Origin of the sequence: Ancylobacter sp. 3268, from assembly GCF_031456575.1 — a bacterium.
Taxonomy (GTDB): domain Bacteria; phylum Pseudomonadota; class Alphaproteobacteria; order Rhizobiales; family Xanthobacteraceae; genus Ancylobacter.
Genome location: NZ_JAVDUX010000006.1, coordinates 36,544 through 58,401, shown reverse-complemented (window position 1 = coordinate 58,401; position 21,858 = coordinate 36,544). Strand labels below are relative to the sequence as shown.

Annotated in this window: 30 protein-coding genes and 1 pseudogene; 18 read left to right on the top strand and 13 right to left on the bottom strand. The window is 68.4% G+C overall.

Translation table 11 applies throughout. The features are described 5' to 3' along the window. Nucleotides 1-70: 70 nt before the first annotated feature. Nucleotides 71-1,222: a phage portal protein gene (locus J2X65_RS10300; RefSeq protein ID WP_310200822.1), complete on the top strand. Its 1,152-nt coding sequence runs from the start codon at nucleotides 71-73 to the stop codon at nucleotides 1,220-1,222. A gap of 94 nt (nucleotides 1,223-1,316) precedes the next feature. Here J2X65_RS10300 and J2X65_RS10295 read toward each other — a convergent pair whose 3' ends face one another. After that, nucleotides 1,317-1,622 carry a hypothetical protein gene (locus J2X65_RS10295; protein WP_310200821.1) on the bottom strand — a complete coding sequence of 102 codons (306 nt, stop codon included), beginning with the start codon at nucleotides 1,620-1,622 and terminating at the stop codon, nucleotides 1,317-1,319. Between the two features lie 124 nt (nucleotides 1,623-1,746). Here J2X65_RS10295 and J2X65_RS10290 point away from each other — a divergent pair, with 124 nt between their 5' ends. The 4 genes from J2X65_RS10290 to J2X65_RS10275 are packed head-to-tail and all read left to right on the top strand — an operon-like array spanning nucleotide 1,747 to nucleotide 4,013. Then, nucleotides 1,747-1,947, top strand: a complete 201-nt coding sequence (locus tag J2X65_RS10290; protein ID WP_310200820.1) for a hypothetical protein — start codon at nucleotides 1,747-1,749, stop codon at nucleotides 1,945-1,947. Next, nucleotides 1,944-2,159, top strand: a complete 216-nt coding sequence (locus J2X65_RS10285) for a hypothetical protein (RefSeq protein ID WP_310200819.1) — start codon at nucleotides 1,944-1,946, stop codon at nucleotides 2,157-2,159. Before J2X65_RS10290 ends, J2X65_RS10285 begins: the two co-directional genes overlap by 4 nt. Further along, nucleotides 2,156-2,746 (top strand): HK97 family phage prohead protease, encoded by a 591-nt coding sequence (locus J2X65_RS10280; RefSeq protein ID WP_310200818.1) that lies wholly within the window; start codon nucleotides 2,156-2,158, stop codon nucleotides 2,744-2,746. Before J2X65_RS10285 ends, J2X65_RS10280 begins: the two co-directional genes overlap by 4 nt. Before the next feature lie 13 nt (nucleotides 2,747-2,759). Beyond that, entirely contained in the window at nucleotides 2,760-4,013 is a 1,254-nt protein-coding gene (locus tag J2X65_RS10275) for a phage major capsid protein (RefSeq protein WP_310200817.1), read from the top strand. Between the two features lie 138 nt (nucleotides 4,014-4,151). Here the strand turns inward: J2X65_RS10275 and J2X65_RS10270 are convergent, their stop codons facing one another. Further along, nucleotides 4,152-4,937: a trypsin-like serine protease gene (locus J2X65_RS10270; protein ID WP_310200816.1), complete on the bottom strand. Its 786-nt coding sequence runs from the start codon at nucleotides 4,935-4,937 to the stop codon at nucleotides 4,152-4,154. 116 nt (nucleotides 4,938-5,053) lie between these two features. Between J2X65_RS10270 and J2X65_RS10265 the strand changes: the two genes are divergently transcribed. The 13 genes from J2X65_RS10265 to J2X65_RS10205 all read left to right on the top strand — a co-directional run bounded on the left by J2X65_RS10265 (nucleotide 5,054) and on the right by J2X65_RS10205 (nucleotide 15,978). After that, complete coding sequence (locus J2X65_RS10265) at nucleotides 5,054-5,620, top strand: head-tail connector protein (RefSeq protein WP_310200815.1); 567 nt, start codon at nucleotides 5,054-5,056, stop codon at nucleotides 5,618-5,620. Continuing rightward, entirely contained in the window at nucleotides 5,617-5,937 is a 321-nt protein-coding gene (locus J2X65_RS10260; RefSeq protein WP_310200814.1) for a head-tail adaptor protein, read from the top strand. Before J2X65_RS10265 ends, J2X65_RS10260 begins: the two co-directional genes overlap by 4 nt. A gap of 103 nt (nucleotides 5,938-6,040) precedes the next feature. Continuing rightward, nucleotides 6,041-6,445 (top strand): DUF3168 domain-containing protein, encoded by a 405-nt coding sequence (locus J2X65_RS10255; protein ID WP_310200813.1) that lies wholly within the window; start codon nucleotides 6,041-6,043, stop codon nucleotides 6,443-6,445. Between the two features lie 217 nt (nucleotides 6,446-6,662). Beyond that, entirely contained in the window at nucleotides 6,663-7,070 is a 408-nt protein-coding gene (locus J2X65_RS10250) for a phage major tail protein, TP901-1 family (protein ID WP_310200812.1), read from the top strand. Nucleotides 7,071-7,081: 11 nt separating this feature from the next. After that, nucleotides 7,082-7,465, top strand: a complete 384-nt coding sequence (locus J2X65_RS10245; RefSeq protein ID WP_310200811.1) for a gene transfer agent family protein — start codon at nucleotides 7,082-7,084, stop codon at nucleotides 7,463-7,465. Between the two features lie 50 nt (nucleotides 7,466-7,515). After that, nucleotides 7,516-7,674, top strand: a complete 159-nt coding sequence (locus tag J2X65_RS10240) for a phage tail assembly chaperone (RefSeq protein ID WP_310200810.1) — start codon at nucleotides 7,516-7,518, stop codon at nucleotides 7,672-7,674. A 62-nt stretch (nucleotides 7,675-7,736) separates the two neighbouring features. Further along, a complete protein-coding gene (locus J2X65_RS10235; RefSeq protein ID WP_310200809.1) occupies nucleotides 7,737-8,348 on the top strand; it encodes a phage tail tape measure protein in 612 nt (203 codons plus the stop codon). A gap of 42 nt (nucleotides 8,349-8,390) precedes the next feature. Beyond that, nucleotides 8,391-9,032: a DUF2460 domain-containing protein gene (locus tag J2X65_RS10230; protein ID WP_310200808.1), complete on the top strand. Its 642-nt coding sequence runs from the start codon at nucleotides 8,391-8,393 to the stop codon at nucleotides 9,030-9,032. Continuing rightward, a complete protein-coding gene (locus J2X65_RS10225; RefSeq protein ID WP_310200807.1) occupies nucleotides 9,029-9,895 on the top strand; it encodes a DUF2163 domain-containing protein in 867 nt (288 codons plus the stop codon). The genes J2X65_RS10230 and J2X65_RS10225 overlap by 4 nt, the downstream gene beginning before the upstream one ends. A 1-nt stretch (nucleotide 9,896) precedes the next feature. Further along, a complete protein-coding gene (locus J2X65_RS10220) occupies nucleotides 9,897-10,337 on the top strand; it encodes an NlpC/P60 family protein (RefSeq protein WP_310200806.1) in 441 nt (146 codons plus the stop codon). 248 nt (nucleotides 10,338-10,585) lie between these two features. Further along, entirely contained in the window at nucleotides 10,586-14,503 is a 3,918-nt protein-coding gene (locus tag J2X65_RS10215; RefSeq protein ID WP_310200805.1) for a glycoside hydrolase/phage tail family protein, read from the top strand. A gap of 38 nt (nucleotides 14,504-14,541) precedes the next feature. Then, nucleotides 14,542-14,925 (top strand): DUF2793 domain-containing protein, encoded by a 384-nt coding sequence (locus J2X65_RS10210; RefSeq protein ID WP_310200804.1) that lies wholly within the window; start codon nucleotides 14,542-14,544, stop codon nucleotides 14,923-14,925. Between the two features lie 285 nt (nucleotides 14,926-15,210). After that, on the top strand, nucleotides 15,211-15,978 hold the full coding sequence (locus J2X65_RS10205; protein ID WP_310200803.1) for a hypothetical protein: 768 nt from the start codon (nucleotides 15,211-15,213) through the stop codon (nucleotides 15,976-15,978). A gap of 208 nt (nucleotides 15,979-16,186) precedes the next feature. On the opposite strand, the gene J2X65_RS10200 is transcribed toward J2X65_RS10205, so the two are convergent. The 11 genes and pseudogenes from J2X65_RS10200 to J2X65_RS10155 form a co-directional block, all read right to left on the bottom strand. Then, on the bottom strand, nucleotides 16,187-17,011 hold the full coding sequence (locus J2X65_RS10200) for a DUF3800 domain-containing protein (RefSeq protein WP_310200802.1): 825 nt from the start codon (nucleotides 17,009-17,011) through the stop codon (nucleotides 16,187-16,189). A 142-nt stretch (nucleotides 17,012-17,153) separates the two neighbouring features. Beyond that, the gene (locus J2X65_RS10195; RefSeq protein ID WP_310200801.1) at nucleotides 17,154-17,450 is read right to left on the bottom strand and encodes a hypothetical protein; all 297 of its coding nucleotides are present in this window, start codon (nucleotides 17,448-17,450) and stop codon (nucleotides 17,154-17,156) included. After that, nucleotides 17,434-17,661, bottom strand: coding sequence for a hypothetical protein (locus J2X65_RS10190; protein WP_310200800.1), 228 nt, complete (start codon nucleotides 17,659-17,661; stop codon nucleotides 17,434-17,436). The genes J2X65_RS10195 and J2X65_RS10190 overlap by 17 nt, the downstream gene beginning before the upstream one ends. A 59-nt stretch (nucleotides 17,662-17,720) precedes the next feature. Further along, nucleotides 17,721-18,092, bottom strand: a complete 372-nt coding sequence (locus tag J2X65_RS10185; RefSeq protein ID WP_310201065.1) for a hypothetical protein — start codon at nucleotides 18,090-18,092, stop codon at nucleotides 17,721-17,723. An 88-nt stretch (nucleotides 18,093-18,180) separates the two neighbouring features. After that, nucleotides 18,181-18,660: pseudogene (locus J2X65_RS10180) on the bottom strand (DNA cytosine methyltransferase); the annotation flags it as partial. Continuing rightward, complete coding sequence (locus J2X65_RS26975; protein WP_404977689.1) at nucleotides 18,632-18,823, bottom strand: Com family DNA-binding transcriptional regulator; 192 nt, start codon at nucleotides 18,821-18,823, stop codon at nucleotides 18,632-18,634. The gene J2X65_RS26975 and the pseudogene J2X65_RS10180, both read right to left, overlap by 29 nt. Nucleotides 18,824-18,946: 123 nt before the next feature. Beyond that, nucleotides 18,947-20,380, bottom strand: a complete 1,434-nt coding sequence (locus J2X65_RS10175; protein WP_310200799.1) for a hypothetical protein — start codon at nucleotides 20,378-20,380, stop codon at nucleotides 18,947-18,949. Continuing rightward, nucleotides 20,380-20,568: a hypothetical protein gene (locus J2X65_RS10170; RefSeq protein ID WP_310200798.1), complete on the bottom strand. Its 189-nt coding sequence runs from the start codon at nucleotides 20,566-20,568 to the stop codon at nucleotides 20,380-20,382. Before J2X65_RS10170 ends, J2X65_RS10175 begins: the two co-directional genes overlap by 1 nt. Beyond that, entirely contained in the window at nucleotides 20,565-20,939 is a 375-nt protein-coding gene (locus J2X65_RS10165) for a hypothetical protein (protein ID WP_310200797.1), read from the bottom strand. The genes J2X65_RS10170 and J2X65_RS10165 overlap by 4 nt, the downstream gene beginning before the upstream one ends. Beyond that, nucleotides 20,939-21,268 carry a hypothetical protein gene (locus J2X65_RS10160; protein ID WP_310200796.1) on the bottom strand — a complete coding sequence of 110 codons (330 nt, stop codon included), beginning with the start codon at nucleotides 21,266-21,268 and terminating at the stop codon, nucleotides 20,939-20,941. Before J2X65_RS10160 ends, J2X65_RS10165 begins: the two co-directional genes overlap by 1 nt. A 2-nt stretch (nucleotides 21,269-21,270) precedes the next feature. Beyond that, nucleotides 21,271-21,855 carry a hypothetical protein gene (locus J2X65_RS10155; RefSeq protein ID WP_310200795.1) on the bottom strand — a complete coding sequence of 195 codons (585 nt, stop codon included), beginning with the start codon at nucleotides 21,853-21,855 and terminating at the stop codon, nucleotides 21,271-21,273. Nucleotides 21,856-21,858 lie beyond the last annotated feature (3 nt).

Genomic DNA, 21,858 nt, shown 5'->3' with positions numbered 1-21,858 from the left:
GCTGCCGGCAGGGGTGGGAGGCGACTCCTGCCTGCCGGCGGCGCTGACGCTTCACGACAGGAACCTTCCCATGAAGCTGCCCTTCTTCACCCGCGCCCCTGCGCCGCCGGACCTCAAGGCCTCCCGCGCGGCGCCGCTGGTGGCGCTCATCTCCGCCGGGCGGCCGCGCTGGACGCCGCGCGACTATGCGGCGCTGGCCGGGGAGGGCTATCTGCGCAACGCCGTCGCCCATCGCTGCGTACGGATGATCGCCGAGGGGGCGGCGCAGGTGCGCTTCTCGCTGATGGAGGGTGCGCAGGAGCATGCCGAGCATCCGCTGCTCGACCTCATCGCCCGGCCGAATGCGCGGGCCACCGGCGGCGGCCTCGTCGAGGCGGTGGCCGGGCATCTGCTGCTCGCCGGCAATGCCTATGTCGAGGCGGTGAGCCTCGACGGGCGGGTGCGCGAGCTGCATGTGCTGCGCCCCGACCGCATGAGGGTGGTGCCGGGTGCCGACGGCTGGGCCGACGCCTACGATTATACGGTGGGCGGCCGCACGCTGCGCTTCCTGCAGGATGGCGCGGTGCCGCCGATCCTGCATCTGGCGCTGTTCAACCCTCTCGACGACCATTACGGCACCCCGCCGCTGGAGGCGGCGCAGACGGCGCTCGACCTCCACAATGCCGCCGGCGCCTGGAACAAGGCGCTGCTCGACAATTCGGCGCGTCCTTCCGGGGCGCTGGTCTATGGCGGGGCGGGCAACCTCTCCGACGAGCAGTTCGACCGGCTGAAGGAGGAGCTGGAGAACAATTTCTCCGGCGCCGCCAATGCTGGGCGGCCCCTGCTGCTGGAAGGCGGGCTCGACTGGCGGCCGCTGTCGCTGTCGCCGAAGGAGATGGACTTCCTCGAAGCACGCAACGCCGCGGCGCGGGAGATCGCGCTGGCCTTCGGCGTGCCGCCCATGCTGCTCGGCATCCCCGGCGACGCGATCTACGCCAACTATTCCGAGGCCAACCGGGTGTTCTGGCGCCAGGCAGTGCTGCCGATGGCGCGGCGCATCGGAGAGGGGCTGGCGCGCTGGCTCGGGCCGGCCTTCGGGCCGGCAGTGCTGGAGCTGGTGCCGGACCTCGACGCCATCGAGGCGCTGAGCTCCGAGCGCGAGGCGCTGTGGCGCCGGGTCGGCGAGGCCGGCTTCCTCACCGACGAGGAGAAGCGCGCGGCAGTGGGGTATGGCGAGGGGTAGAGAAGCTGGCGGGCCAGATGCATGGATCGATCGGCTCCCCCTCTCCCCGCCGGGGAGAAGGAAGGAGGGCCGTCGCGCATTTCCTCGCGCGGCCTCAGTCCCGGACCTGCACGACGACGCGGTCGATGCAGGTCTGGGGCTGCGAGTGACGGGCCGAGTGCCAGCCGCCGTCGACGATGCGGGCGGCGCCGACACGGTCGAGGAACAGGCAGCGCCACTCGCCTCCGGGCGGGAGACCGCTGGCGCTGCCGCCCGCGAACTGGAAGGCCAGGGCCTTCGGCTTGCCGTGCCTGTAGCCGACCACATGCACGCAGAGCTGGCGGGCGTGGCCGTCATAGATGCAGGCGATCGGCCTTCTTTCGCGCGCCGATAGCACGAACAGGTCGAATACGTTCGACATGGCCATGTTCCTCGCGGGTGGCGCGCCCGAGCTTAATCCCGTTCCGCGCGCATGTGCACCTCAAGCCGCGCGTCGCGGCGGCGTTCCCAGAACGGCGCGCCGTGCCTCCCACCAGAGACCGCCCATGGACAGGTTCATCGACGCCTTCGTGGCGCGGGGCGATCTCGCGCATCTGGCGCTGCTCGCCTGGGCGCTCGGCGCCTCCGCCTTTGCCTATGTCGCCCTGCGCGAGCTTGCCGCCAGCGTGCGGCGCTTCGACGACTTCGTGCGCGAGATCGCGCGCTTCAACGCCAAAATCAACGCCACGTTCGGAGACGACGAATGAAGGTCACACCCCGCATCCGGGCCTTCCTGCCCGGACGTCCACGGCTGCCGGCGCCGACCCGCGCCGGCGACGCGCCGAAAGTGTTCCGCGATTTCGGCCGCACCCTCGGCAAGCTCGACCGCGCCGCCCATGTCGGCACCCCCGCCGCCGCCCCCGCCGGCCGTCCCGGCAAGAAGCGCGGCAAGGCCGGAAAGGGAGGCGCGCGCGCATGATCCATGCCCGTATTCCGCCCTCCGCGCCGGCCATCGAGGTGAAGGCCGGCCCGGCGCTGGCCGAGATCGAGGCCGATGGCCGCTTCGAGGGCTATGCCGCCCTGTTCGGCCGCGTCGATCTCGGCCGCGACCTGATCGTGCGCGGCGCCTTCGCCCGCTCGCTGGCTGAGCGGGGCGCCGGCGGCGTGCGCATGCTGTTCCAGCACGACCCCGCCGAACCGATCGGCGTCTGGACCGAGCTGCGCGAGGACGCCACCGGGCTGTTCGTGCGCGGCCGGCTGATGCCGGACGTCGCCCGCGCCCGCGAGGTGCTGGCGCTGATGCGCGCCGGGGCGATCGACGGGCTCTCGATCGGCTTTCGCGCCGTGGAAGGCCGCACCGACCCGCGCTCGCGGGTGCGCCGGCTGACCCGCATCGATCTGTGGGAAGTGTCGGTCGTCACCTTTCCCATGCAGCCCGATGCCCGGATCGACGCGGTGAAGCGTGCCGGCATCGGTCGCTCGCCCCTCGCCGCCACCATCCGCCGCGGCGCACGGCGCCTGCGCGCGCTCGGCGCCATCGGCGCGCCGATCCCCTCTTTGCCCTGAAAGGATGAACTTCATGCAGAACCAGACTGACGGCCTCGAAGTGAAGTCGGCGGGCGGCCCGGAAGTGAGCGCCGCCTTCGAGGAGTTCATGGGCGCCTTCGAGGCGTTCAAGGACGCCAACGACCAGCGGCTCGGCGAACTGGAGCGCCGCGGCGTCGATGCGGTGACCGCCGACAAGGTGGAGCGCATCAATGCCGCGCTCGACGGCCAGAAGGCGCTGATCGACGAACTGGTGCTTAAGGCCCGCCGGCCGGGCCTCTCGGGCCGCGCCGACCCGGTCGCCGATCTCGCGGCGCGCGAGCACAAGGCCGCCTTCGACGCCTATGTGCGCCATGGCGAGGCCGCCGGCCTCAAGCGCATCGAGGCCAAGGCGATGTCGGCCGGTGTCGCCGCCGATGGCGGCTATGTGGTGCCGAGCGAGACCGAGCGCGAGATCGGCAAGCGGCTGGCGGCGCTTTCCCCCATCCGCGCCATCGCCGATGTCCGCACCATCTCGGCCGGCACCTACAAGAAGCCGTTCATGACCTCCGGCCCGGCGGTCGGCTGGGTGGCCGAGACCGCCGCCCGCGCCCAGACCGCCAGCCCGGTGCTGGACGAACTGAGCTTCCCGGCGATGGAGCTCTATGCCATGCCGGTGGCGACCCAGACCCTGCTCGACGACGCGGCGGTGAACATCGACGAATGGCTCGCCATCGAGGTGGAGGCCGCCTTCGCCAGCCAGGAGGGCACCGCCTTCGTCACCGGCGACGGCGTGGGCAAGCCGAAGGGCTTCCTGAGCTATGCCAGCGTGGCCGAGAGCGCCTGGGCGTGGGGCTCGCTCGGCTTCGTGGCGACGGGAACGGCGGGGGATTTCCCGAGCGCCAATCCGTCGGATCCGCTGGTCGACCTCGTCTACGCGCTGAAGGCCGGCTACCGCCAGAACGGCAGCTTCGTGATGAGCCGGCGCACGCAGGGCGCGGTGCGCAAGCTGAAGGACGAGAACGGCCACTATCTATGGGCGCCCTCGGCCGGACCCGGCCAGCCGCCGAGCCTGCTCGGCTTCCCCGTCCACGAGGCGGAGGAGATGCCGAATATCGGCGCCGGCAGCCTCTCGGTGGCGTTCGGCGATTTCCGCCGCGGCTACCTTGTGGTCGACCGCGCCGGGGTGCGGGTGCTGCGCGACCCGTATTCCGCCAAGCCCTATGTGCTGTTCTATACCACGAAGCGCGTCGGCGGCGGCGTGCAGGACTTCGACGCCATCAAGCTGTTGAAGTTCAGCGCGTCGTAGGGAAGAAGCGATGCTGGCCCCCTCTCCCCCATGGGGGAGAGGGGTGAGGTGGCTCTTGGCTTCCCAATCGCGCCCCCCTCGCCGACCCGCTGCGCGGACCACCTCTCCCCGACGGGAGAGGGAAAGAAAGAGGTCGAATCAATTCGCGTCCAGGGCGCGGGCGGTGGCGTCGATCCAGGTGCGCTGGGGACCCACCAGCGTCGCCCCGGTGACGCCGCCGCAGCCGCGCGCGCCGCCGGCCGCCGTCGACCAGCCGATGATGCCGGCGACGGTTCCATTCAGGAATACCGGGCCGCCGCTGTCGCCGGTGCAGCCGCCGGCGGCGGGTGATCCAGCGGAATCGCTGGCGGACAGGCGGATCATGATGCCGCCGGTGGTGCCGATGCTCGGCAGGTTGACCACGCGCAGCGTGCCGGCCGACTTGCCGTCGCCGTCCTTCACCACGCCATAGCCGGCGAGGGTGAAGGCGGTGCGGCGGGCCGGGAGCGCCGGCTCGCTGGACAGCCGCGCCGGGCGGAAATTCGCCGGCAGCGGCGCCGACAGCTTCACCAGCGCGAGGTCCGGCGTCGGCCGGCGGGTTTCGAACGAGGCCGGGTCGAATTGCGGGTGCAGCGCCACCCGGCTGGCCTCGATGAGGCGCGGGCCGGAAGCCTCGAACGCCACCGCCGCATAGTTCGCCGCCGGCTGCACGCAATGGGCGGCGGTGAGCACGACGTACGGGGACAGCACCACCCCGGTGCAGGAGGCGCCGCGCGTCGAGACGATCAGCGCGGTCTGCGCCCTGGTCGCCTCGTCCGCCGGCCGACCGCCGACGATGGCGGAGGCCGGCGCGGCGATACCGACCAGCATCGCGGCGAGGGCGAGGCGCAGCCCAATGGCGCGCTTCGGGACAGGACGCTTCAGGCACATGCGGACGGCGCGCATCGGGCTTCCTCGGCAGGGGTGGCGCGGTTCTGCCGTCCGGGCCGGCCGGCGTCAAGGCGGCGGCGCCTGTCCCGGCCTTGCCGCCGCGCCGTTTCAGCACATCAGGGGAGGGGCCGATGCCCGCTTTGCTGCTCGCGGGGCCCGCGAGCGAACCGCTTACGCTCGCCGAGGCGAAGGACTTCCTGCGTGTCGACCACGACGCCGAGGACGCGCTGATCACATCGATGATCGTTGCCGCGCGCGCCACGGTGGAGACGCTGACCCGCCGGGCGCTGATCGACCAGAACTGGCGGCTGGTGCGCGATGCCTGGCCGGCGAGCGGGCTGATCCCGGTGCCGGTCTCGCCGCTGCGCGCGCTCGATGCGGTGGCACTGATCGATGCCGAGGGCAACGAGGTGGCGGTGCCGCCCGGCGGCTTCGTCATCGACACCGCGCGGCTGCCGGGGCTGATCCGCGTCGATCGGGCATCGGTGGCGGCGCCGCTGCGCCCGCTCGCCGGCATCGCGCTCGATATCACCGCCGGGCACGGGCCGGGCGCCGCCGACGTGCCGGCGCCGCTGATCGAGGCGGTGCGGCTGGTGCTGGCGCACTTCTACGAGCACCGCGACGAGACGGGGGCGTCGAACGCCTTTCCCGCCACGCTGGGTGCCCTGGTGGCGCCCTATCGGGTGACGCGGCTGTGAGCGGGGCGGGTACGCTGCGCCACCGGCTGACCCATGAGACGCCGGTGGCCACACCCGACGGGCTCGGCGGAACGACGCTGACCTATCAGGCGGTGGGCGACCTATGGGGCGCGATCCGTAGCGACGCCGCCCCTGCCGAGATCGCCGACCGGCCCGGCGCGGTGCTGACGCATCGGGTGACGCTGCGCGCGCCGGCGGCGGTGAAGCCGGGCGACCGGCTGCGGCTCGGCGCGCGGGTGCTGCTGGTCGAGACGGTGAGCGATCCGGAGGGGCGCGGACGGCGGCTCGCCTGCCGCTGCCGGGAGGAGACACCATGAATTTCGCATCGACCTTGAAGCCGGGCGGGCTTGCCCGGCTGATCGCCGCCTTGCGCCGGCAGGTGGCCCGTCGCGAAGCCGCGGCCCCGCCTGAGGCGGGACGATGAGCGCGGCGACGGCCTTGCGGGCCGCGCTCTACCAGGCGCTCGTCGCCGACGCGCCGCTGACCGCCGCACTGGGCGGGGCGCGCATCCACGACGTGCCGCCGGCCTCGCCGGACTTCCCCTATGTGACGCTGGGCGAGGCGCAGGTGCTCGACTGGTCCACCGCCACCGAACGCGGCGAGGAGCATCGGCTGACGCTGCATGTCTGGTCGCGCCAGGGCGGGCATGGCGAGGCGCACCGCATCGCCGCGCTGGTGCAGGAGGCGCTGCACGACGCGGCCCTGCCGCTCGCCGAGGGGCGGCTGATCAATCTGCGCCACACCGGCGCCGAGATCCGGCGTGAATCGGGCGGGCGCACCTATCGCGCCATCGTCCGTTTTCGCGCGGTGACGGAATCCGGTTGAAGATACTCATCCGACTTTAGGAAGCCCGGCCAAGGGGCGGAAGAGACTCGGGAAGATGTCTTCATCCTGAATCGGAAGACGAGATCGCCTGGCGGCATTTCCTGACGTTGATTCAGAAGATGAAGACGCCGCCCGCGCCCGTCGCCAGCCGCCGATACTGACTCAAGGTTACCGCAGGGCGGTTAACGGTCCCTCACCACCAGAACAGGAGACGGCCATGGCCGCGCAGAAGGGCAAGGACCTGCTTTTGAAGATCCATGACGGCTCGACCTATGTGACGGTCGCCGGGCTGCGCTCGCGGCAGATCGCCTTCAACACCGAGACGGTCGACGTCACCCACGCCGAGAGCGCCGGGCGCTGGCGCGAGCTGCTCGCCGGGGCGGGGGTAAAGCGGGCGTCCGTCTCCGGTTCCGGCGTGTTCAAGGACGCCGCCTCCGACGCGCTGATCCGCCAGAGCTTCTTCGACGGCGCGGTGCAGAACGCCCAGCTGCTGGTGCCGGATTTCGGCACCGTCACCGGGCCGTTCCAGATCTCCTCGCTGGAGATCGCCGCCGAGCACGACCGCGAGGTGACCTTCGACATCGCGCTGGAGAGCGCCGGCGAACTCGTCTTCGTCGCGCTGTGAGGAGCGAGGGGATGAGCGTTTTCGCGATCAACCGGCATCGCGGCGAGATCGCCGCCGAGCTTGACGGGCGCCGGCGCCGGCTGGTGCTGACCCTCGGCGCGCTGGCCGAGCTGGAGGAGGCCTTCGGCGCCGCCGACCTCGTGGCGCTGACCGAGCGCTTCGGCGCTGGACGGCTTTCCGCCCGCGATGCCGTGCGCATCATCGCCGCCGGGCTCAACGGCGCCGGCGAGGCGGTCGGCATCGAGGAGGTGGCGGGCATGACCACGCCCGGCGGGGCTACCGGCTTCGCCCGTATCGTCGGCGAGCTGATCGCCGCCACTTTCGGCGGCGTGCCGGAAGACGGGCGGCCGGCGACGGATCTGCCGCCGGACCCTCGGGTGCCGCGGCGGGACTGAACGCGGCCGACGGCCCGCGTCCCGTCGCGGCCTTTCCCTGGGCCGAAGCCATGGCCTTCGGCTTCGGCCGGCTGCGGCTTGCCGCGCGCGACTTCTGGGCGCTGACCCCGCGCGAGCTCGCCGCCGCCATGCGCGCTGTCGCCGGTCCCGCACGCCGGCCGCTCGATCGCGCCGGCCTCGCCGGGCTGATGGCGCGGTTTCCCGATTGAACCCGACGTTTCGGGCACCCGACGTTGCCGCACCGATTTGCCGACCACCCGACGGAGCCGACATGACCAAGAACGACACCTTCGCGGCGGAAAGCCTCACCGTCGAGATTTCCGCCGATACCACCGCCTTCCGGCGTGAACTCTCCGACGCCGAGCGGCTGGCGCGCGGCTTTGGCCGGGCGGTGGGCGATGCGCTCACCGGCGCGGCGGTGAAGGGCAGGGAGGCCGACGACGTGATCCGCGCGCTCGGGCTGCGGCTGTCCTCGCTGGCGCTCGACATGGCCCTGCGGCCGGTGGAGCAGGGCTTCGCCAGCCTGGTGCAGGGGCTATTCGGCGGTGCGCTCGGCTTCGCGAAAGGCGGTGTGTTTCGGGGCGGCGCCTTCGAGGGCGGCCGGGTGGTGCCGTTCGCCTCCGGCGGCGTGGTGGCCAGCCCGACCTATTTCCCGCTCGCCGGCGGCCGCATCGGGCTGATGGGCGAGGCCGGGGCGGAGGCGATCCTGCCGCTGGCGCGCGGGGCGGACGGCCGGCTGGGGGTTGCGGCCGGTGGCGGCAGGCGGGCGGTGAACGTTACCGTCAACGTCTCGACGCCCGATGTCGGCTCGTTCCGGCGCTCCGAGGCCTATCTCGCCGGGCTGGTGAGCCGCGCCGTGGCGCGCGGCGAACGCAGCGCCTGACGCCCTTCGCTCTCTCCCGCATTCGCAACGAAAGGCTCGATCATGGCCGCCTTCCACGAGGTGCTGTTCCCGCTCGACATCGCGCTCGGCGCGGCGGGCGGGCCGGAGCGGGCGACCGAGATCGTCACCACCCTGACCGGCCGCGAGGAGCGCAATACCCGCCTCGCCCATTCCCGGCGGCGCTGGGACGCCGGCTATGGCGTCACCTCGCTGATCCAGCTCGCCAGCGTCGTCGCCTTCTTCGAGGAGCGGCGCGGACGGCTCTATGGTTTCCGTTGGCGCGACCGGCTCGACCATTCCTCCGCCGCGCCCGGCGCCGTGCCCGGCCCGCTCGACCAGGCGCTCGGCACCGGTACCGGCGCGCAGGCGCAGTTCCGGCTCGTCAAGACCTATGGCGGCGTCCATGCGCCCTATGCCCGGCCGATCGCCAAGCCGGTCGGCGGCACGGTGCGGGTGGCGGTCGATGGAGCCGAGCGGATCGAGGGGACGCACTACGCGCTCGATGCCACGCTCGGCACCATCAGCTTCTTCGCCGGCCATGTGCCGGGCGCGGGTGCGGCGGTGACGGCGGGGTTTCAGTTCGACGTGCCGGTGCGCTTCGACACCGATTTTCTCGAGGTGAACCTCACCGCCTTCGAGGCCGGGCAGATCCCGCGCATCCCGATCCTGGAGATACGGCCATGAGAACGCTGCCGACGGAATTTTCCGCCGCTCTGGCCACCGGCGCGACGACGCTGGCGCGCTGCTGGCGGCTGACCCGCCGCGACGGTGCGGTGCTGGGGCTGACCGAACATGATGGCGACCTGACGGTGGATGGCACGCTGTTCCTTGCCGCGGCCGGCGTCGGCGGCAGCGAGAACCCGGCGGCGCTGGGGTTCGCCGCCGCCGGCGGCGAACTCACGGGTGCGCTGGCCGCCGACCAGCTCGACGAGCGGGATCTCGCGGCCGGGCTCTATGACGGCGCGGCGGTGGACCTGCTGCTGGTCGACTGGTCGAACCCGGCCAGCTTCATCCGGCTGCGGCGGGGGCATCTCGGCGAGGTGCGGCGCGAGAACGGCGTGTTCGTCGCCGAATTGCGGGCGCTGTCCGATGCGCTGGGGCAGGTACGCGGGCGACTTTTCACGCGGAGCTGCGATGCCGATCTCGGCGATGCGCGCTGCCGGGTCGATCTCGCGGCGCCGGGTTTGCGCGGAGAGGGCGTCGTGGCCGCGGTGGAAGCTGCGGGGCTGTTCCGCGCGGATGGGCTCGACGGCTTCGCGGCGGACCGGTTCACCCAGGGACGGCTCGCCTTCACCCATGGTGCCAATCAGGGCTTCGCCACCGAAGTGAAGGCGCATGGACGGGCCGGCGCCACGGTGCGGCTGGAGCTGTGGCAGCGGCCGCCGGAGCCGCTGGCGGTGGGCGACGCCTTCACCGTCACCGCCGGCTGCGACAAGCGGCTCTCGACCTGCCGCGACCGTTTCTCCAACGCGACGAACTTCCGCGGCATGCCGCATATGCCCGGCAATGACGCGGTGGTGCGAATCGCGCGGCCGGGGGCGAGCTGACATGAGCGGCATGGAATTGCGGGCGCGGGTGATCGAGGAGGCCCGCGCATGGATCGGCACGCCCTATCTGCACCGCGCCTCGTGCAAGGGCGCGGGAGCGGACTGCCTCGGCCTGGTGCGCGGGGTGTGGCGGGCGGCGATCGGCGCCGAGCCCGAGGCGCTGCCGGCCTATGCGCCGGACTGGGCGGAGGCCAGCCAGGCCGAGCAACTGGCCGGCGCCGGCTTCCGCCATCTCGTGCCGGTGGCGGTCGAGGCGGTGCGGCCGGGCGACGTGCTGCTGTTCCGCTGGCGGGCGCATCTGCCGGCCAAGCATGCGGCGATCCTGGTGGCACCGGACCGCATGGTGCACGCCCATGACGGCGCCGCGGTGGCGGAGGTTGCCTTCGCGCCCTGGTGGCGGCGCCGGCTCGCCTATGGCTTCGCCTTTCCGGGAGCGGAGTGAGGGGCGCCAGAACCCCTTGCCGATCCGCTTCGCGGGCCATCTCTCCCCGACGAGGAGAGGACAGGAAGAGGCTGGCAGCCGTTGTTCCGGACGGCCGCCGGCCGATCCCGGATCGGGATCGCGCAGTCAGCCAAACCGCTTCGCCGCGGCCGGGATGACGGCTGCATTTTACGTCGCGCGATCCGGGCGGGTGCCACCGCCGGGTCCATCGGCGCCGTGCCACACCTTTGATTCAGTGGAATCCTCTTATGGCGACACTCATTCTCGGAGGTGCCGGTGCGGCGCTGGGCGGCTCGCTGTTCGGGCCGCTCGGCGCCATTGCCGGCCGGGCCATCGGGGCGCTCGGCGGCGCGGTGATCGACCGGGCGCTGCTCACGCCCGGCCGCACCGTCGAGGGTCCGCGCCTCGCCGATCTCGACGTCATGACCTCGGTCGACGGGGCGCCGATGCCGCGGCTCTATGGTCGGGCGCGGCTTTCGGCGCAGCTGATCTGGGCGGCGGATGTCGAGGAGGTGGTCTCGACCGAAACCACCTCGGCGGGCGGCAAGGGATCCTCGCTCGGCGGCGGCAGCACCACCACCACGACCTACTCCTACTATGCCAGCTTCGCCGTCGGGCTGAGCGAGGGGCCGGTGAGCTGGATCGGCCGCGTCTGGGCCGACGGCCGCGAACTGGATCTGCAGGGGCTGAACGTCCGCACCTATCTGGGCGGCGAGGAGCAGATGCCCGATCCGCTGATCGCGGCACTGCACGGCGAGGGGGCGCCGGCCTATCGCGGGCTGGCCTATCTCGTCTTCGAGCGGCTGCCGCTGGCCGATTTCGGCAACCGTCTGCCGCAGCTCTCGGTCGAGGTGGAGCGGGCGGTCGGGGCGCTCGAGCCGCGCATCCGGGCGGTGACGATGATCCCCGCCGCCACCGAATTCGGCTACGACACCACCGAGCTGGTGCAGGCGCGAGGTCCGGGAGCCTATGCGGCGGAGAACCGCCATGTCACCGTCGCCGACAGCGATTTCGCGGCGTCGCTCGACCGGCTGCTCGCCTGCTGTCCCAATCTCGAGCGGGTGGCGCTGGTGGTGTCGTGGTTCGGCACCGATCTGAGGGCGGGCCACTGCGAGGTGCATCCCGGCGTCGAGCGGCGGGACAAGACCGTGAAGGCCGGCAACCTCACCGAAGCGTGGCGGGTAGCCGGCCGCGTGCGGGCCGATGCGCATCTGGTCAGCAGCCATGACGGACGCCCGGCCTATGGCGGGACCCCTTCCGACCGCAGCGTCGTGCGTGCGATCCAGGCGCTGAAGGCGCGCGGGCTGAAGGTGACGCTCTATCCGTTCATCATGATGGACCTGCCGGCCGGGAACGGCCGGCCCGACCCGTGGACCGGCAATGCCGACCAGCCCGGCTATCCCTGGCGGGGGCGCATCACCTGCGATCCGGCGCCGGGGCGGCCCGGCTCGCCGGACGCCACGCCCACGGCCGCTGCGCAGGTGTCCGCCCTGTTCGGCAGCGCGGCAGCGGCGCATTTCGCCATCGCCGGCGGCGAGGTCTCCTATTCCGGCCCGGCCGAATGGGGGCTCAACCGCATGGCGCTGCACTATGCCAAGCTGAGCGTGCTGGCCGGCGGCGTGGAGGCGATCCTGATCGGCTCGGAGATGGCGGCGCTGACGCGGGTGCGCTCCGGCACCGGCCTCTATCCGGCGGCGAACGCCTATGCGGCGCTGGCCGGCGAGGTGAAGGCGGTGGTCGGGGCGGGCACGCTGGTCTCCTATGCCGCCGACTGGACGGAATACGGCTCGCATGCGCTGGAGGGCGGGGCGGAGCTGCGGTTTCCGCTCGATCCGCTGTGGGCCGCGCCGGCGATCGACTTCATCGGCATCGACTGGTACGCGCCGCTCGCCGACTGGCGCGACGGCAGCGCCCATCTCGACGCCGCGGAATATGAGAGCGGCTACGAGACCGCCTATCTCGCCGCCAATGTCGCCGGCGGCGAGGGCTTTGACTGGTACTATGCCGACGAGGCGGGGCGGGCCAGCCAGACCCGGCTGCCGATCACCGACGGCGCCTATGGCGAGCCCTGGGTGTTCCGCCAGAAGGACATCGCCGCCTGGTGGGCCAATGCCCATCACGAGCGCGTCGGCGGGGCGCGGCTGCCGAGCCCGACCGGCTATGTGCCGGGTTCCAAGCCGGTGCGGCTTACCGAGATCGGCTGCGCGGCGGTCGACAAGGGCGCGAACCGGCCGAGCGTGTTTCCAGATCCCAAATCGGTGGAGAACGGCTTGCCGCCATTCTCCAGCGGCCGGCGCGACGACCTGATCCAGCGCCGGCATCTCGAAGCCTCGTTCGACGCCTTCGCCGCCGATGCGGTCAATCCGGTCGCGCCCGGCCTGCCGGGCGGGCGGATGATCGAGGCGGGCGGCTTCTATGCCTGGACCTGGGATGCGCGCCCGTTCCCCGCTTTTCCGCTCTCCAGCGATGTGTGGGCGGACGGGGCCAACTGGAGGACCGGCCACTGGCTGTCCGGACGGCTGGGCGCCGCCCCCCTGGCGGAAACCTGCGCGGCGATCGCCGCCGATGCCGGGGTCGCGGGGCTCGACGCCTCGCAACTCACCGGGGTGGTCGACGGCTATGTCGTCGACCGGCCGATGAGCGCGCGCGCGGCGCTGGAGCCGCTCGCCCGGGTGTTCGGCTTCGACCTGACCGAGAAGGGCGACGGCATGGCGCTGCGCCCGCGCGGCGGGCGGGTGAAGGCGGAGCTGACCGACGAGGATTTCCTCGCCGACGAAGGGCGGCCGGCCCCACGTTTCACCCGCGGCTCGGAAGCAGAACTGCCGCTTTCAGTGACCATCGGCTTTGTCGATGTGATGGCGGATTACCGCCGTTCCACCGCCGCCTCGCGCCGGCTCGCCGGCGCGGCGCGGGTGGAAACCAGCCTCGACGTCGCCATGGCGACGCATGACGGGCTGGTCTCCGGCCTCGCCGAAATGTGGCTTCAGGACGTGTGGGCGGGACGCGAGAGCGTGCGTTTCGCCCTGCCGCCCTCGACGCTGGCGCTGGAACCCGGCGACGTGGTGGGCGTGACACGTGACGGCCGGCGGCGGCTGGTCGAGATCGTGCAGATCGACGACACCGAAGCGCGGGAGGTGACCGGCCGCAGCATCGATCCCGGCGTGTTCGCGCTGGCGGTGCGCGAACCGCGCGAGACAAGCGCGGCGCTGCCGGCGGCAGCCGGGCCGCCGGAGCTGGCGGTGCTCGCCCTGCCGGCGCTGCCTTCCGCCAGCACGGCGACGCCGACGACGCTCGCCTGGCTCGCCGGCTTCGTCTCGCCCTGGCCGGGAGCGCTGGCGGTATGGCGCGGCATCGACGGCGCGAGCTTCGAGCGGGTGGCGACGGTCCCGGCACCGGCGGTGATGGGGCGGCTGACCGAAGCGCTGGCGCCGGGCGTGCCCTGGCTGTGGCAGCGCGGTTCGCCGCTGAAGGTCGAGCTGCATGGCGGGCTGCTGGCGGCGGCAAGCGAGGAGGCAGTGCTGAACGGTGCCAATCTGGCGGCGCTGGTGGCGCCCGACGGCACCGTCGAGGTGATCCAGTTCAGCGAAGCCCAACTGGTCGGCACGCGGCTGTGGTCGCTCGGCGGGCTCCTGCGCGGGCAGGGCGGCACCGAGGCGCGGGCGACGGTGGCATGGCCGGCCGGCACGCTGTTCGTGCGGCTCGACCGCAACCTCGCCGGGGTGGCCGAGGGGAGCGAGCTGGTCGGCCGGGCGCTGACGCTGCGGGCCGGGCGGGCCGACCGCGACCATGGCGACCCCGTCGTCGCGCAACTGGAGGCCACCGTCTCTGGTCGGGCGCTGACGCCGCTTGCCCCGGTGCATGCGCGGGCGCGGCGGACGGCGGCGGGGGTCGAGATCGGCTGGATCCGCCGCACCCGCCAGCAGGGCGACAACTGGGATGTCGTGGAGGTGCCGCTCGGCGAGGCCTCCGAAGCCTATCGGGTCGAGATACTGGACGGCACCAATGTGGTGCGGAGCGTGGCGGTTTCGCTCCCGGCCTTCCTTTATCCGGCGGCGGAGGAGATCGCCGATTTCGGCGCCGCCCGGAGTTTCCTCGACCTGCGCATCGCGCAGCTTTCCGCCAGCGTCGGCGCGGGAACACCGCTCCTGACACGGCTTGCCATCTGAGTTCCTCGGCCTGATCGCCGCAACAGCACGAGACAATCATGAGCGAGACGACACCGTCGCTGGCGCTGCCGCTGCTTGCGGCGGCGCAGGCGCAGAAGCACGTGACACACAATGAGGCCCTGCTGCTGCTGGATGCCGCGGTGCAACTGGCGGTGATCGACCGCACGCGCACCGCCCCGCCCTCGGAACCGTCCCCCGGCGACCGTCACATCGTCGCCGCCGGCGCCGGCGGCGACTGGATCGGACGGGCCGGCATGGTGGCGCTGCATGACGGCGCCGGCTGGCGGTTCCTGTCCCCTCGCGCCGGCTGGCGGGCGCATGTGGTGGCCGAGGGACGCAGCGTCGGCTTCGACGGCGCTGCCTGGCGCGACGCGCTGGCCTTCTCGCCATCCGGTGCCGGGGTGGCGCTGCGGGTGGTATAGCGCGCCGGCGCCTTTTGCAGTGATCGCCGACACCTTTTGCAGCGGGGCAAGCATAGCGCGCCGCTGCCTTTGGCAGTGGGTTCACCATAGCGCACCGCTACCTTTTGCCGTGATCGCCGCCGCCCTTTGCTTTTGCCGGCTGCGACAAACTACGCCTCTGGGCCGGTGGGCAGGTAAGGACTTAGACACTGGCTCATGGCAGGCATTCAGCTACCTTGAACGGTTTGCGTTGGCTGTGCACTGTATCCAAGACAATACTCGACGCGGCGTGCCGATGAGGGGGGAATGATGGCCAAAAGGGTGTGTGCGTTCTGTGGAAAATTTGATCAAACAACTTCGGAGCATCTATTCGGACAATGGATCAAAGATGAGATACCCGAAGAATATAAAACTGCTAAAACTGAGCATGCCGTATCGTTTATTTCTGACGACGGCGTACTAAAAACAAAGCGCGGGGTATTGGATCGCCGACAGGGAAATCCCATATCTCATAAACTTCCAATAATGTGCCTAGAGTGCAATAATGACTTGGGTAATGTGCATAGCTCTAACAAGCCAGTATTGCGAAATTTATTCAATGGAAATTGGAATGATTTTGATAAAATAAATCTTGCTGCCATATCACAATGGATAACGATGGTTGTAATGGATAATGAATTTGATAATTCAAGAATAGTAAGAATACCTCAGGAATATAGACAGGCATTTAGGGAAAACAGAAAAATTCCTGAAAATTTTCACATTTATATAGGTCGGACAAATAATGTATGTTGGGGGCGAAAGTGGTCCAAGGCCAGCGGGAATGGTTTGCACATGTTATTTGTCATTGGTCATCTTGTAGTATTGGCGATATACGAAATTAAAGAGCATGTGAATAGAAATGATATAGTTCCAAGGCATTTTAAACTTAAGAGAATATATCCATCAATCAGTGAAAATGGAGTCGATTTTCTCGATATAAAGGCGAGTGAATTGATGGAGGGCATTTACGAAATGTGGGGTATGTTTGGTTGGATTACCGAGGCAGACGCCCTCGCTCCTAAATGGGACTGAAGATCAGCTAAGGCGTTGATGTAAGGCCTGTGCAATTGCCTCGGTCGACCCGTAGCGGCTGGAGTTCATATCCGGGTTGACGGCCCAGCGCTGCAAGGCGGCCTATAGCGCGCTGCTGCCTTTAGTGGCGGGCTCAGGTACAACGTGCCAGTCGCGAAGGATCGCACGTCAGTGCTTCCAGGGCGGCAATCTGACCAAAGCGAAGTCGTTACACTCTGTCTCCGCCGCTTATGGGCATGGTCTCATGGAACCAATAGCATTCAGTGCCGCCAGGGGCGGCAAAGACACGCGCGGGTTCTTCACTGCCGAGAATGCTCCTAACGAAATCCACTCCCATCGGCTCTTCGGAAAGATATCGCCTAAATCCAAAAGCAACTGCATCGGCAACTTGTACAAGAAGGTCGGCTTTTTTCTCAACAAAATGGACAGGGTTTCTAATTCTACTTACGGAAAGATCGCCATCCTGATCTATATATCCCTTTTTATCGTCTTTTTCTGTTCTTCTCATCATGTCCTTTCCTATATATAACGGATTGTCTTTTATATAGGCCGGCATATTTCTTATATACTTTCTCATATTAATATTGTCTTCTGCTACTACATATGCAATTTCCCTAGGCCCAGCGTGATTTCTGATATTTCTGTCTGATACCGCAATGCAGTGTTTATAGGCTATAATAAGCTCCGCCTGTTCTTGAGAAAGTTTTGCATCTTCAAAAGGTGTGGCACCCCTCCACATTGTGCTTACACAAATTGCCATACTAAACATTCTCGGCACAGACATCATTCTATGAAGTAGCCTCAATCGATCAGATGGCACCCAATCTACGTCTTTATATTTCGATCCGTTGAATATATCCATGGCATGAAAAACAAAGTCATTTCTTATACTGCTAGGAACACTTTGCAATATCTCTCTTATTCTTTCATCGGCCGACATAATATGTTTGTCAGCATCGGCAATGACGCCGGCAACGACCGTAACTGGTTCAGGTGCTGAAGTTCCCGCTTCGTCAATAAATATGAATCTCACGTCCCTATGCTCCCAAATCTGGCCGCTGCGACTCAATTGCTGCAGGTGCAGCGCGCAAAATCAAATGGCCAATTGCGAAGTGTCAAATGGCCCCCTCGTTGCTTAGCGCGACGGATCATATGTCAGTGGTTCCGATCGCATTTTAAGGCTCATTGCGAGCCCCTTTCGTCTGGCCGATGCGCTTGGCGAGCCACGATAGCTTCGGCTCGACGCGCACGCCGCCAGCGTGCCCCATGAAGGCCAGCAAATCGGCCTCATCGGAGAAGGCGACAATGACGTGTCGCTTCCCCTCCAGTATGGTCGACGCAGTCATTGGTGCGCACGACGGATAGAACTGGCCGCCGCGCAGCAAGTCCCGTGCATGCTCCTCCGGAAAGGCGACCTGGAAGCGGTAGTCGCGGTGCAATTGCGCCTCCGAGAACTCACCCTTGCGCCGCATCTTTCAGCCTCCGCGACGGGCGCCCTCTCACATAGCCCCATGAGGCTTCCTGGCGGGCCTTCTCCAGCTCCGCTTCCAGGAACTGCTGGCCTATCAGCAGCGCCATGACGGTTGCGCGCGCATCCCCGCCGCAGGTAGCGATAGCCTCCTCGACGTCTGTTTCTGAAATGACAATCGGTTCCCGTTCGGCGGGCTGCTGCTCGCTCGGCATGGTCGGCTCCCTCGGTTGAGGCCGCCATTGATTCCATGAGAACGAAACGAGAACAATCCCTACTCCTGTCCGGCCTCATGCCAATCTCTCATGAGCAGCCGCGAGAGTTCGGAACGCGATTGCCGCAGCCATTGGGCAAACCCCGTTACCGATGACGAAGGATCGCTCCACCCGATGGGCCACCCCATCACCCACTCGCCAAAGGCAGGGTTCCAGCTCAGGTCGCCTTTCGAGCACCGCGTCCCAGGCTTCAAACTCAAGTGGAGCGGGAGCGAAAAGCGGAAGTTCATCGCCGGCCCGGGCTTCCAGCCGGTCGCCTTCGCCACTCGGTAGACCAGCGACCAGCTCTTGGCGGCTGTTCCCAACGACACCTGACTGCCGGACTGATCCAGTGCCGGCACGAACATCCAGCCGCTGGCGTCGATCCTCACCTCCGCTCGATTGGCATAGACGGTCGTGGTCGGCGTGGGCCAGCACGAAGAGCCGTTCTCGCCAATGCGGAGCGCCCGCCTCAGCCGCCGAGAACAGGCCCGCCTCGACGCGGTAGCCCATGCTCTGAAGCTCTCTGGCGACGACGTCGAAACCGAGGTTGACGTGCCCAGGTACGTTTTCGAGGAACACCCAGCGAGGCCCGCATTCGCGGACGATCCGGGCGACATGGGGCCAGAGGTGCCGTGGATCTCGCTCGCCTTGCCTTCGGCCGGCAAACGAGAAGGGCTGGCAGGGATATCCCGCAGAGACGAGATCCACGACGCCACGCCAAGGGCGGCCGTCGAAGGTGGAAAGATCGTCCCACACAGGCGCATCACATAGCGCCGCGTCCGCCATCCTCGCCACGAGAAGGCTTGCGGCGAAGGCGTCGCGCTCGACGTAGCAGACAGTCTGATAAGCGGGTTCCGCGATGTGGAGGCCGAGCTCCAGGCCTCCAGCTCCTGCGCACAGCGCAAGGCCTCGGATTGGTCGGCGAGGGTCAGCGGTTTCGAGGGAAGATAGAGCCACAAGCGTCGTCTCCTGGTGAAAGACGCTCGCGGCGCTCGGGAATGGGCTCGGCCGGCCTCAGGGAATTGAGTGTGCCGCAACGGCGGCACTTGATCTCGATGGTATCGCGGATCGCAGCGGTTCGAAAAAGTAGCGCGCTGCAACGGCATCGTACGTCGTTCACTCGTTCTTAAGCTCACATGGTGCACCCCGCCTGCCGGCGGGGTAGCGGTCATGTGTCGGTGCTGCTCGCGGGTCAGGTTCCCCAACATGCGCCCGCGCCGGCGAAAGCCGGACCTCGCCACCGTCAGGCCAGCATCGAGATATCGATAGCGCCCGATTCTTCCATGCGGATATTGGCGGCACGCGTGGGATGCAGGCCGTCCAGCGTCCACCTGTTGGCGACGGGATCGTAGATCCACAGGCCGCTGTTCCGGCCGCTTTCCCAGACATCCGCGCACTCGAAATACCCGTGCAGCGGATGCCCTTCGCCTCCGGCCCGGAGAGCCCCGACCAATCCGGTTTCCGCCGGCGCGCCGCCAATCAAGGGGGCGCCGTCACGGATCCAGTCGTTGACGGCCTGTCGCACGCCGCCTTCGAAGCCGGTGGCGACCGTTTGGCCGCCCAGGTCGATAAACCCGTTGGAGCTGGAGCATGACGGCGTGATCGTCGTCTGGAAGAACCGCGTGCCGGGATTGACCTTGTACGGCACCGCCAAGCTCCACAGCTTCAGCATTGCCGCCTTGTTTTGCTCGACGGTCAAGCCGGCCATGCCGTTGATGCCGAGCTGGAAGATGGCGTTCTTCACATACCGAAGCAGCGAGAATTTTCGATCGTAGGAGGCGGAGTAATCGCCGATCGACGCCCCGGCGCAGGAAGCCATGATGTAGGCACGATGCGGGGCAAGCGAACGGCCGAGCACGCCGAAGCCAAGATCCGCCACGTCATCTTCGGTGTAGCTGTCGCCCGTGCCCTCGCCGATGGAGTCGGTGAAGCCGATCACGGAGCCGTGCGTCGTGCGGGCGATGATCGCCATCGGCCAGACGCCGGCCGCGCGCGGCGGCGGATCGGACGGGTTGCCGGGGAAACGATAGGTCAGATCAACAACGCGGTTGGCCGGCGTGCCGGTGCCCCCCGAGACCGTCGAACCCTCCGGCAGCGAGGCGAAGGCGTTCTGGCGGAACAGGTTGTTGATGTAGCCGACTCCCCCGTAGAGCACGATGCGCGTCTCGAATTCGGTGCCCGCCGGCAGCGTGGTCATTGCGCCATGCGTGAGATCCGAGACGCTGATGAAGTCGGAGCAGATCTGCCCGCCGGACGGCATGCCACCCTCGAACGCCCCGTCGAAGCGAAACTTGGTGAGCGAGCCCACGGGATACTGGATCGAGACGCCAACCGAATAGGCCGACTGGATGGCATGCTCGGCCTTGTCGACGGTGCGAAAGATGAACCAGTTCGGGATGACGACGGCGATTTCGGACACTTCCGCGCGCAGCGTGTGCCGGTTGTGGGAGAAGACCGAAACGCCATCCGTCGCCTGGTTCGTCGGCACCCGGCAGTTGGTGGCGACCTGGCCGTAATGCTCGCCCGCGCGCAACGGGAAATCCCCGACATTCGCAGGGAGGAAGCCTGCCATGTTGATGGCGGAGGCGAGCGACGTGCGCCCGAAATAGCCGCCGGCATCGTGCCCGATAAGGTGGGTAACAGCACGCTGCGGCGCGAGTTCGATTTCACCGGCCATCACGAGACCTTTCCAGCGAGAGACACAAGGGAGCCGTCCGACCGCCTGATGCGCAGCACGACGCGGGAGCCGTCCGCCGCCTTCCCGGCAAGGAAGGCATAGCCGGCCGGCGGCATGTCCTGCCCGCGCGGCGGCGTCAGGCCGGTGGCGGCAACGGAAATGAAGGGGTTGATGGCAATGCCGATCATAGCTGGGTGAACCCCGAGAGGACGCCGACGCCGGCGGCGGCGACGAAGAAATGAAGGGCGCCGGCGGGAAGCCCCGCCGCATGCCCGGAGGGGTGCTCGATCACGCTGTCGGTGAAGACGAGACGCGGCCAGGACGTCGACGGCGAGGAGATCGAGAAGGCGTCGCCGATCGGCGTGGCGGCGGGAATGGTGATGGCGACCTCGCCGAGGCCGGGAGCCAGGCGCAGCATCCGGCACAGATGGTTCGTCCGGTCATAGGCGATCGGGCCGAGCACCGTCACCACCTCGATCGGGCCGAGGATCATCTGCAAGCGACGCCGCACGGTTGCGTCGAGCGGATCGGCGTTGAGGTTGATGGGCGGCGTCGCCATCACGCATGCCCGTACAGCACGAGGGCCGGCGTCGTGTCGGTCGGCTGGCCGGCGATGCCATGCGCGTAGGATTTGACGATCGCCCGGCCGCTGAAGGGCAGCACGGCGCCAGCCTCACGGGTGTAGGGCAGGATCTTGCCGGCCTCGTCCTCGATAAGCACGGTGCCCGCCGTCTCGAAGACGAGATAGCGCCAGCGCTGCTCATAGCCGCCCGACGCCTTGCGCACGAGGCTGACCTTGTCGCCGGCCGGCCACGCGACCACCGGCAGGAGCTGCTGGTGCACGACGCCCGGATCGGAGGGGCCGAGCGAATAGGTGCGCTTCGCCATGATCAGCCCTCCGAACCCGGCGCCGGCCAAGCGAAGTCGGCCGCGGCACGGGCATCGTCGGCGTTCCCGGCCTCGTCGATCGCCCGCTTGGCGCCCAGCCGGGCCATTTCGATGGCCGCGCCGATGCCCAGCCACGCCTGATAATTGGCGAGCACGACCGCCGCGACGCCGGCGAGGTCCGAAGCGGTGATGCCGATCTCGGCCGCGAGCAGCGGATAGTTGGCGGCGTCCGGCGCAGCGTCGCCCGCAAGTCGGCGCGCTTCGTCGGCCTTCGCGCTATAGGTCATCGCCTGGCCGGTGCCGGCCGTGATGTATCTGAGCCGCTCGGCTTCCGCCGCGCTGTCCACCTGTGCTTTCAGCGTGGCTTTCAGCGCCGCCAGCTCCACCGGCGGCAGCGCCGGCGGCACAAGCGTGTTGCCGGCGACGATCCAGCCGATGCCGGCACCCTCCACCTCCCAGTAGTCGCCGACGGCCGTCAGAGCGGAGCCATCGGGAAAGGTGACCTGGTCGAGGCGAACGAGGGAGCCATCGGGAACTAGAAGGGTGTTGACGACGACATTATCGAAGACGAGCTGCACAGTGCGCATTGG

Bases quoted from the DNA above. Each gene is read 5' to 3' on its own strand.
- J2X65_RS10235 (WP_310200809.1), top strand. From the start codon at position 7,737: ATGACCAAGAACGACACCTTCGCGGCGGAAAGCCTCACCGTCGAGATT.
- J2X65_RS10280 (WP_310200818.1), top strand. From the start codon at position 2,156: ATGATCCATGCCCGTATTCCGCCCTCCGCGCCGGCCATCGAGGTGAAG.
- J2X65_RS10205 (WP_310200803.1), top strand. From the start codon at position 15,211: ATGATGGCCAAAAGGGTGTGTGCGTTCTGTGGAAAATTTGATCAAACA.
- J2X65_RS10190 (WP_310200800.1), bottom strand. From the start codon at position 17,661: ATGCCGAGCGAGCAGCAGCCCGCCGAACGGGAACCGATTGTCATTTCA.
- J2X65_RS10245 (WP_310200811.1), top strand. From the start codon at position 7,082: ATGAGCGTTTTCGCGATCAACCGGCATCGCGGCGAGATCGCCGCCGAG.
- J2X65_RS10220 (WP_310200806.1), top strand. From the start codon at position 9,897: ATGAGCGGCATGGAATTGCGGGCGCGGGTGATCGAGGAGGCCCGCGCA.
- J2X65_RS10195 (WP_310200801.1), bottom strand. From the start codon at position 17,450: ATGCGGCGCAAGGGTGAGTTCTCGGAGGCGCAATTGCACCGCGACTAC.
- J2X65_RS10175 (WP_310200799.1), bottom strand. From the start codon at position 20,380: ATGGCCGGTGAAATCGAACTCGCGCCGCAGCGTGCTGTTACCCACCTT.
- J2X65_RS10270 (WP_310200816.1), bottom strand. From the start codon at position 4,937: ATGCGCGCCGTCCGCATGTGCCTGAAGCGTCCTGTCCCGAAGCGCGCC.
- J2X65_RS10160 (WP_310200796.1), bottom strand. From the start codon at position 21,268: ATGGCGAAGCGCACCTATTCGCTCGGCCCCTCCGATCCGGGCGTCGTG.
- J2X65_RS10285 (WP_310200819.1), top strand. From the start codon at position 1,944: ATGAAGGTCACACCCCGCATCCGGGCCTTCCTGCCCGGACGTCCACGG.
- J2X65_RS10155 (WP_310200795.1), bottom strand. From the start codon at position 21,855: ATGCGCACTGTGCAGCTCGTCTTCGATAATGTCGTCGTCAACACCCTT.
- J2X65_RS10170 (WP_310200798.1), bottom strand. From the start codon at position 20,568: ATGATCGGCATTGCCATCAACCCCTTCATTTCCGTTGCCGCCACCGGC.
- J2X65_RS10165 (WP_310200797.1), bottom strand. From the start codon at position 20,939: ATGGCGACGCCGCCCATCAACCTCAACGCCGATCCGCTCGACGCAACC.
- J2X65_RS10225 (WP_310200807.1), top strand. From the start codon at position 9,029: ATGAGAACGCTGCCGACGGAATTTTCCGCCGCTCTGGCCACCGGCGCG.
- J2X65_RS10290 (WP_310200820.1), top strand. From the start codon at position 1,747: ATGGACAGGTTCATCGACGCCTTCGTGGCGCGGGGCGATCTCGCGCAT.
- J2X65_RS10255 (WP_310200813.1), top strand. From the start codon at position 6,041: ATGAGCGCGGCGACGGCCTTGCGGGCCGCGCTCTACCAGGCGCTCGTC.
- J2X65_RS10230 (WP_310200808.1), top strand. From the start codon at position 8,391: ATGGCCGCCTTCCACGAGGTGCTGTTCCCGCTCGACATCGCGCTCGGC.
- J2X65_RS10265 (WP_310200815.1), top strand. From the start codon at position 5,054: ATGCCCGCTTTGCTGCTCGCGGGGCCCGCGAGCGAACCGCTTACGCTC.
- J2X65_RS10275 (WP_310200817.1), top strand. From the start codon at position 2,760: ATGCAGAACCAGACTGACGGCCTCGAAGTGAAGTCGGCGGGCGGCCCG.
- J2X65_RS10295 (WP_310200821.1), bottom strand. From the start codon at position 1,622: ATGTCGAACGTATTCGACCTGTTCGTGCTATCGGCGCGCGAAAGAAGG.
- J2X65_RS10250 (WP_310200812.1), top strand. From the start codon at position 6,663: ATGGCCGCGCAGAAGGGCAAGGACCTGCTTTTGAAGATCCATGACGGC.
- J2X65_RS10300 (WP_310200822.1), top strand. From the start codon at position 71: ATGAAGCTGCCCTTCTTCACCCGCGCCCCTGCGCCGCCGGACCTCAAG.
- J2X65_RS10240 (WP_310200810.1), top strand. From the start codon at position 7,516: ATGGCCTTCGGCTTCGGCCGGCTGCGGCTTGCCGCGCGCGACTTCTGG.
- J2X65_RS10210 (WP_310200804.1), top strand. From the start codon at position 14,542: ATGAGCGAGACGACACCGTCGCTGGCGCTGCCGCTGCTTGCGGCGGCG.
- J2X65_RS10215 (WP_310200805.1), top strand. From the start codon at position 10,586: ATGGCGACACTCATTCTCGGAGGTGCCGGTGCGGCGCTGGGCGGCTCG.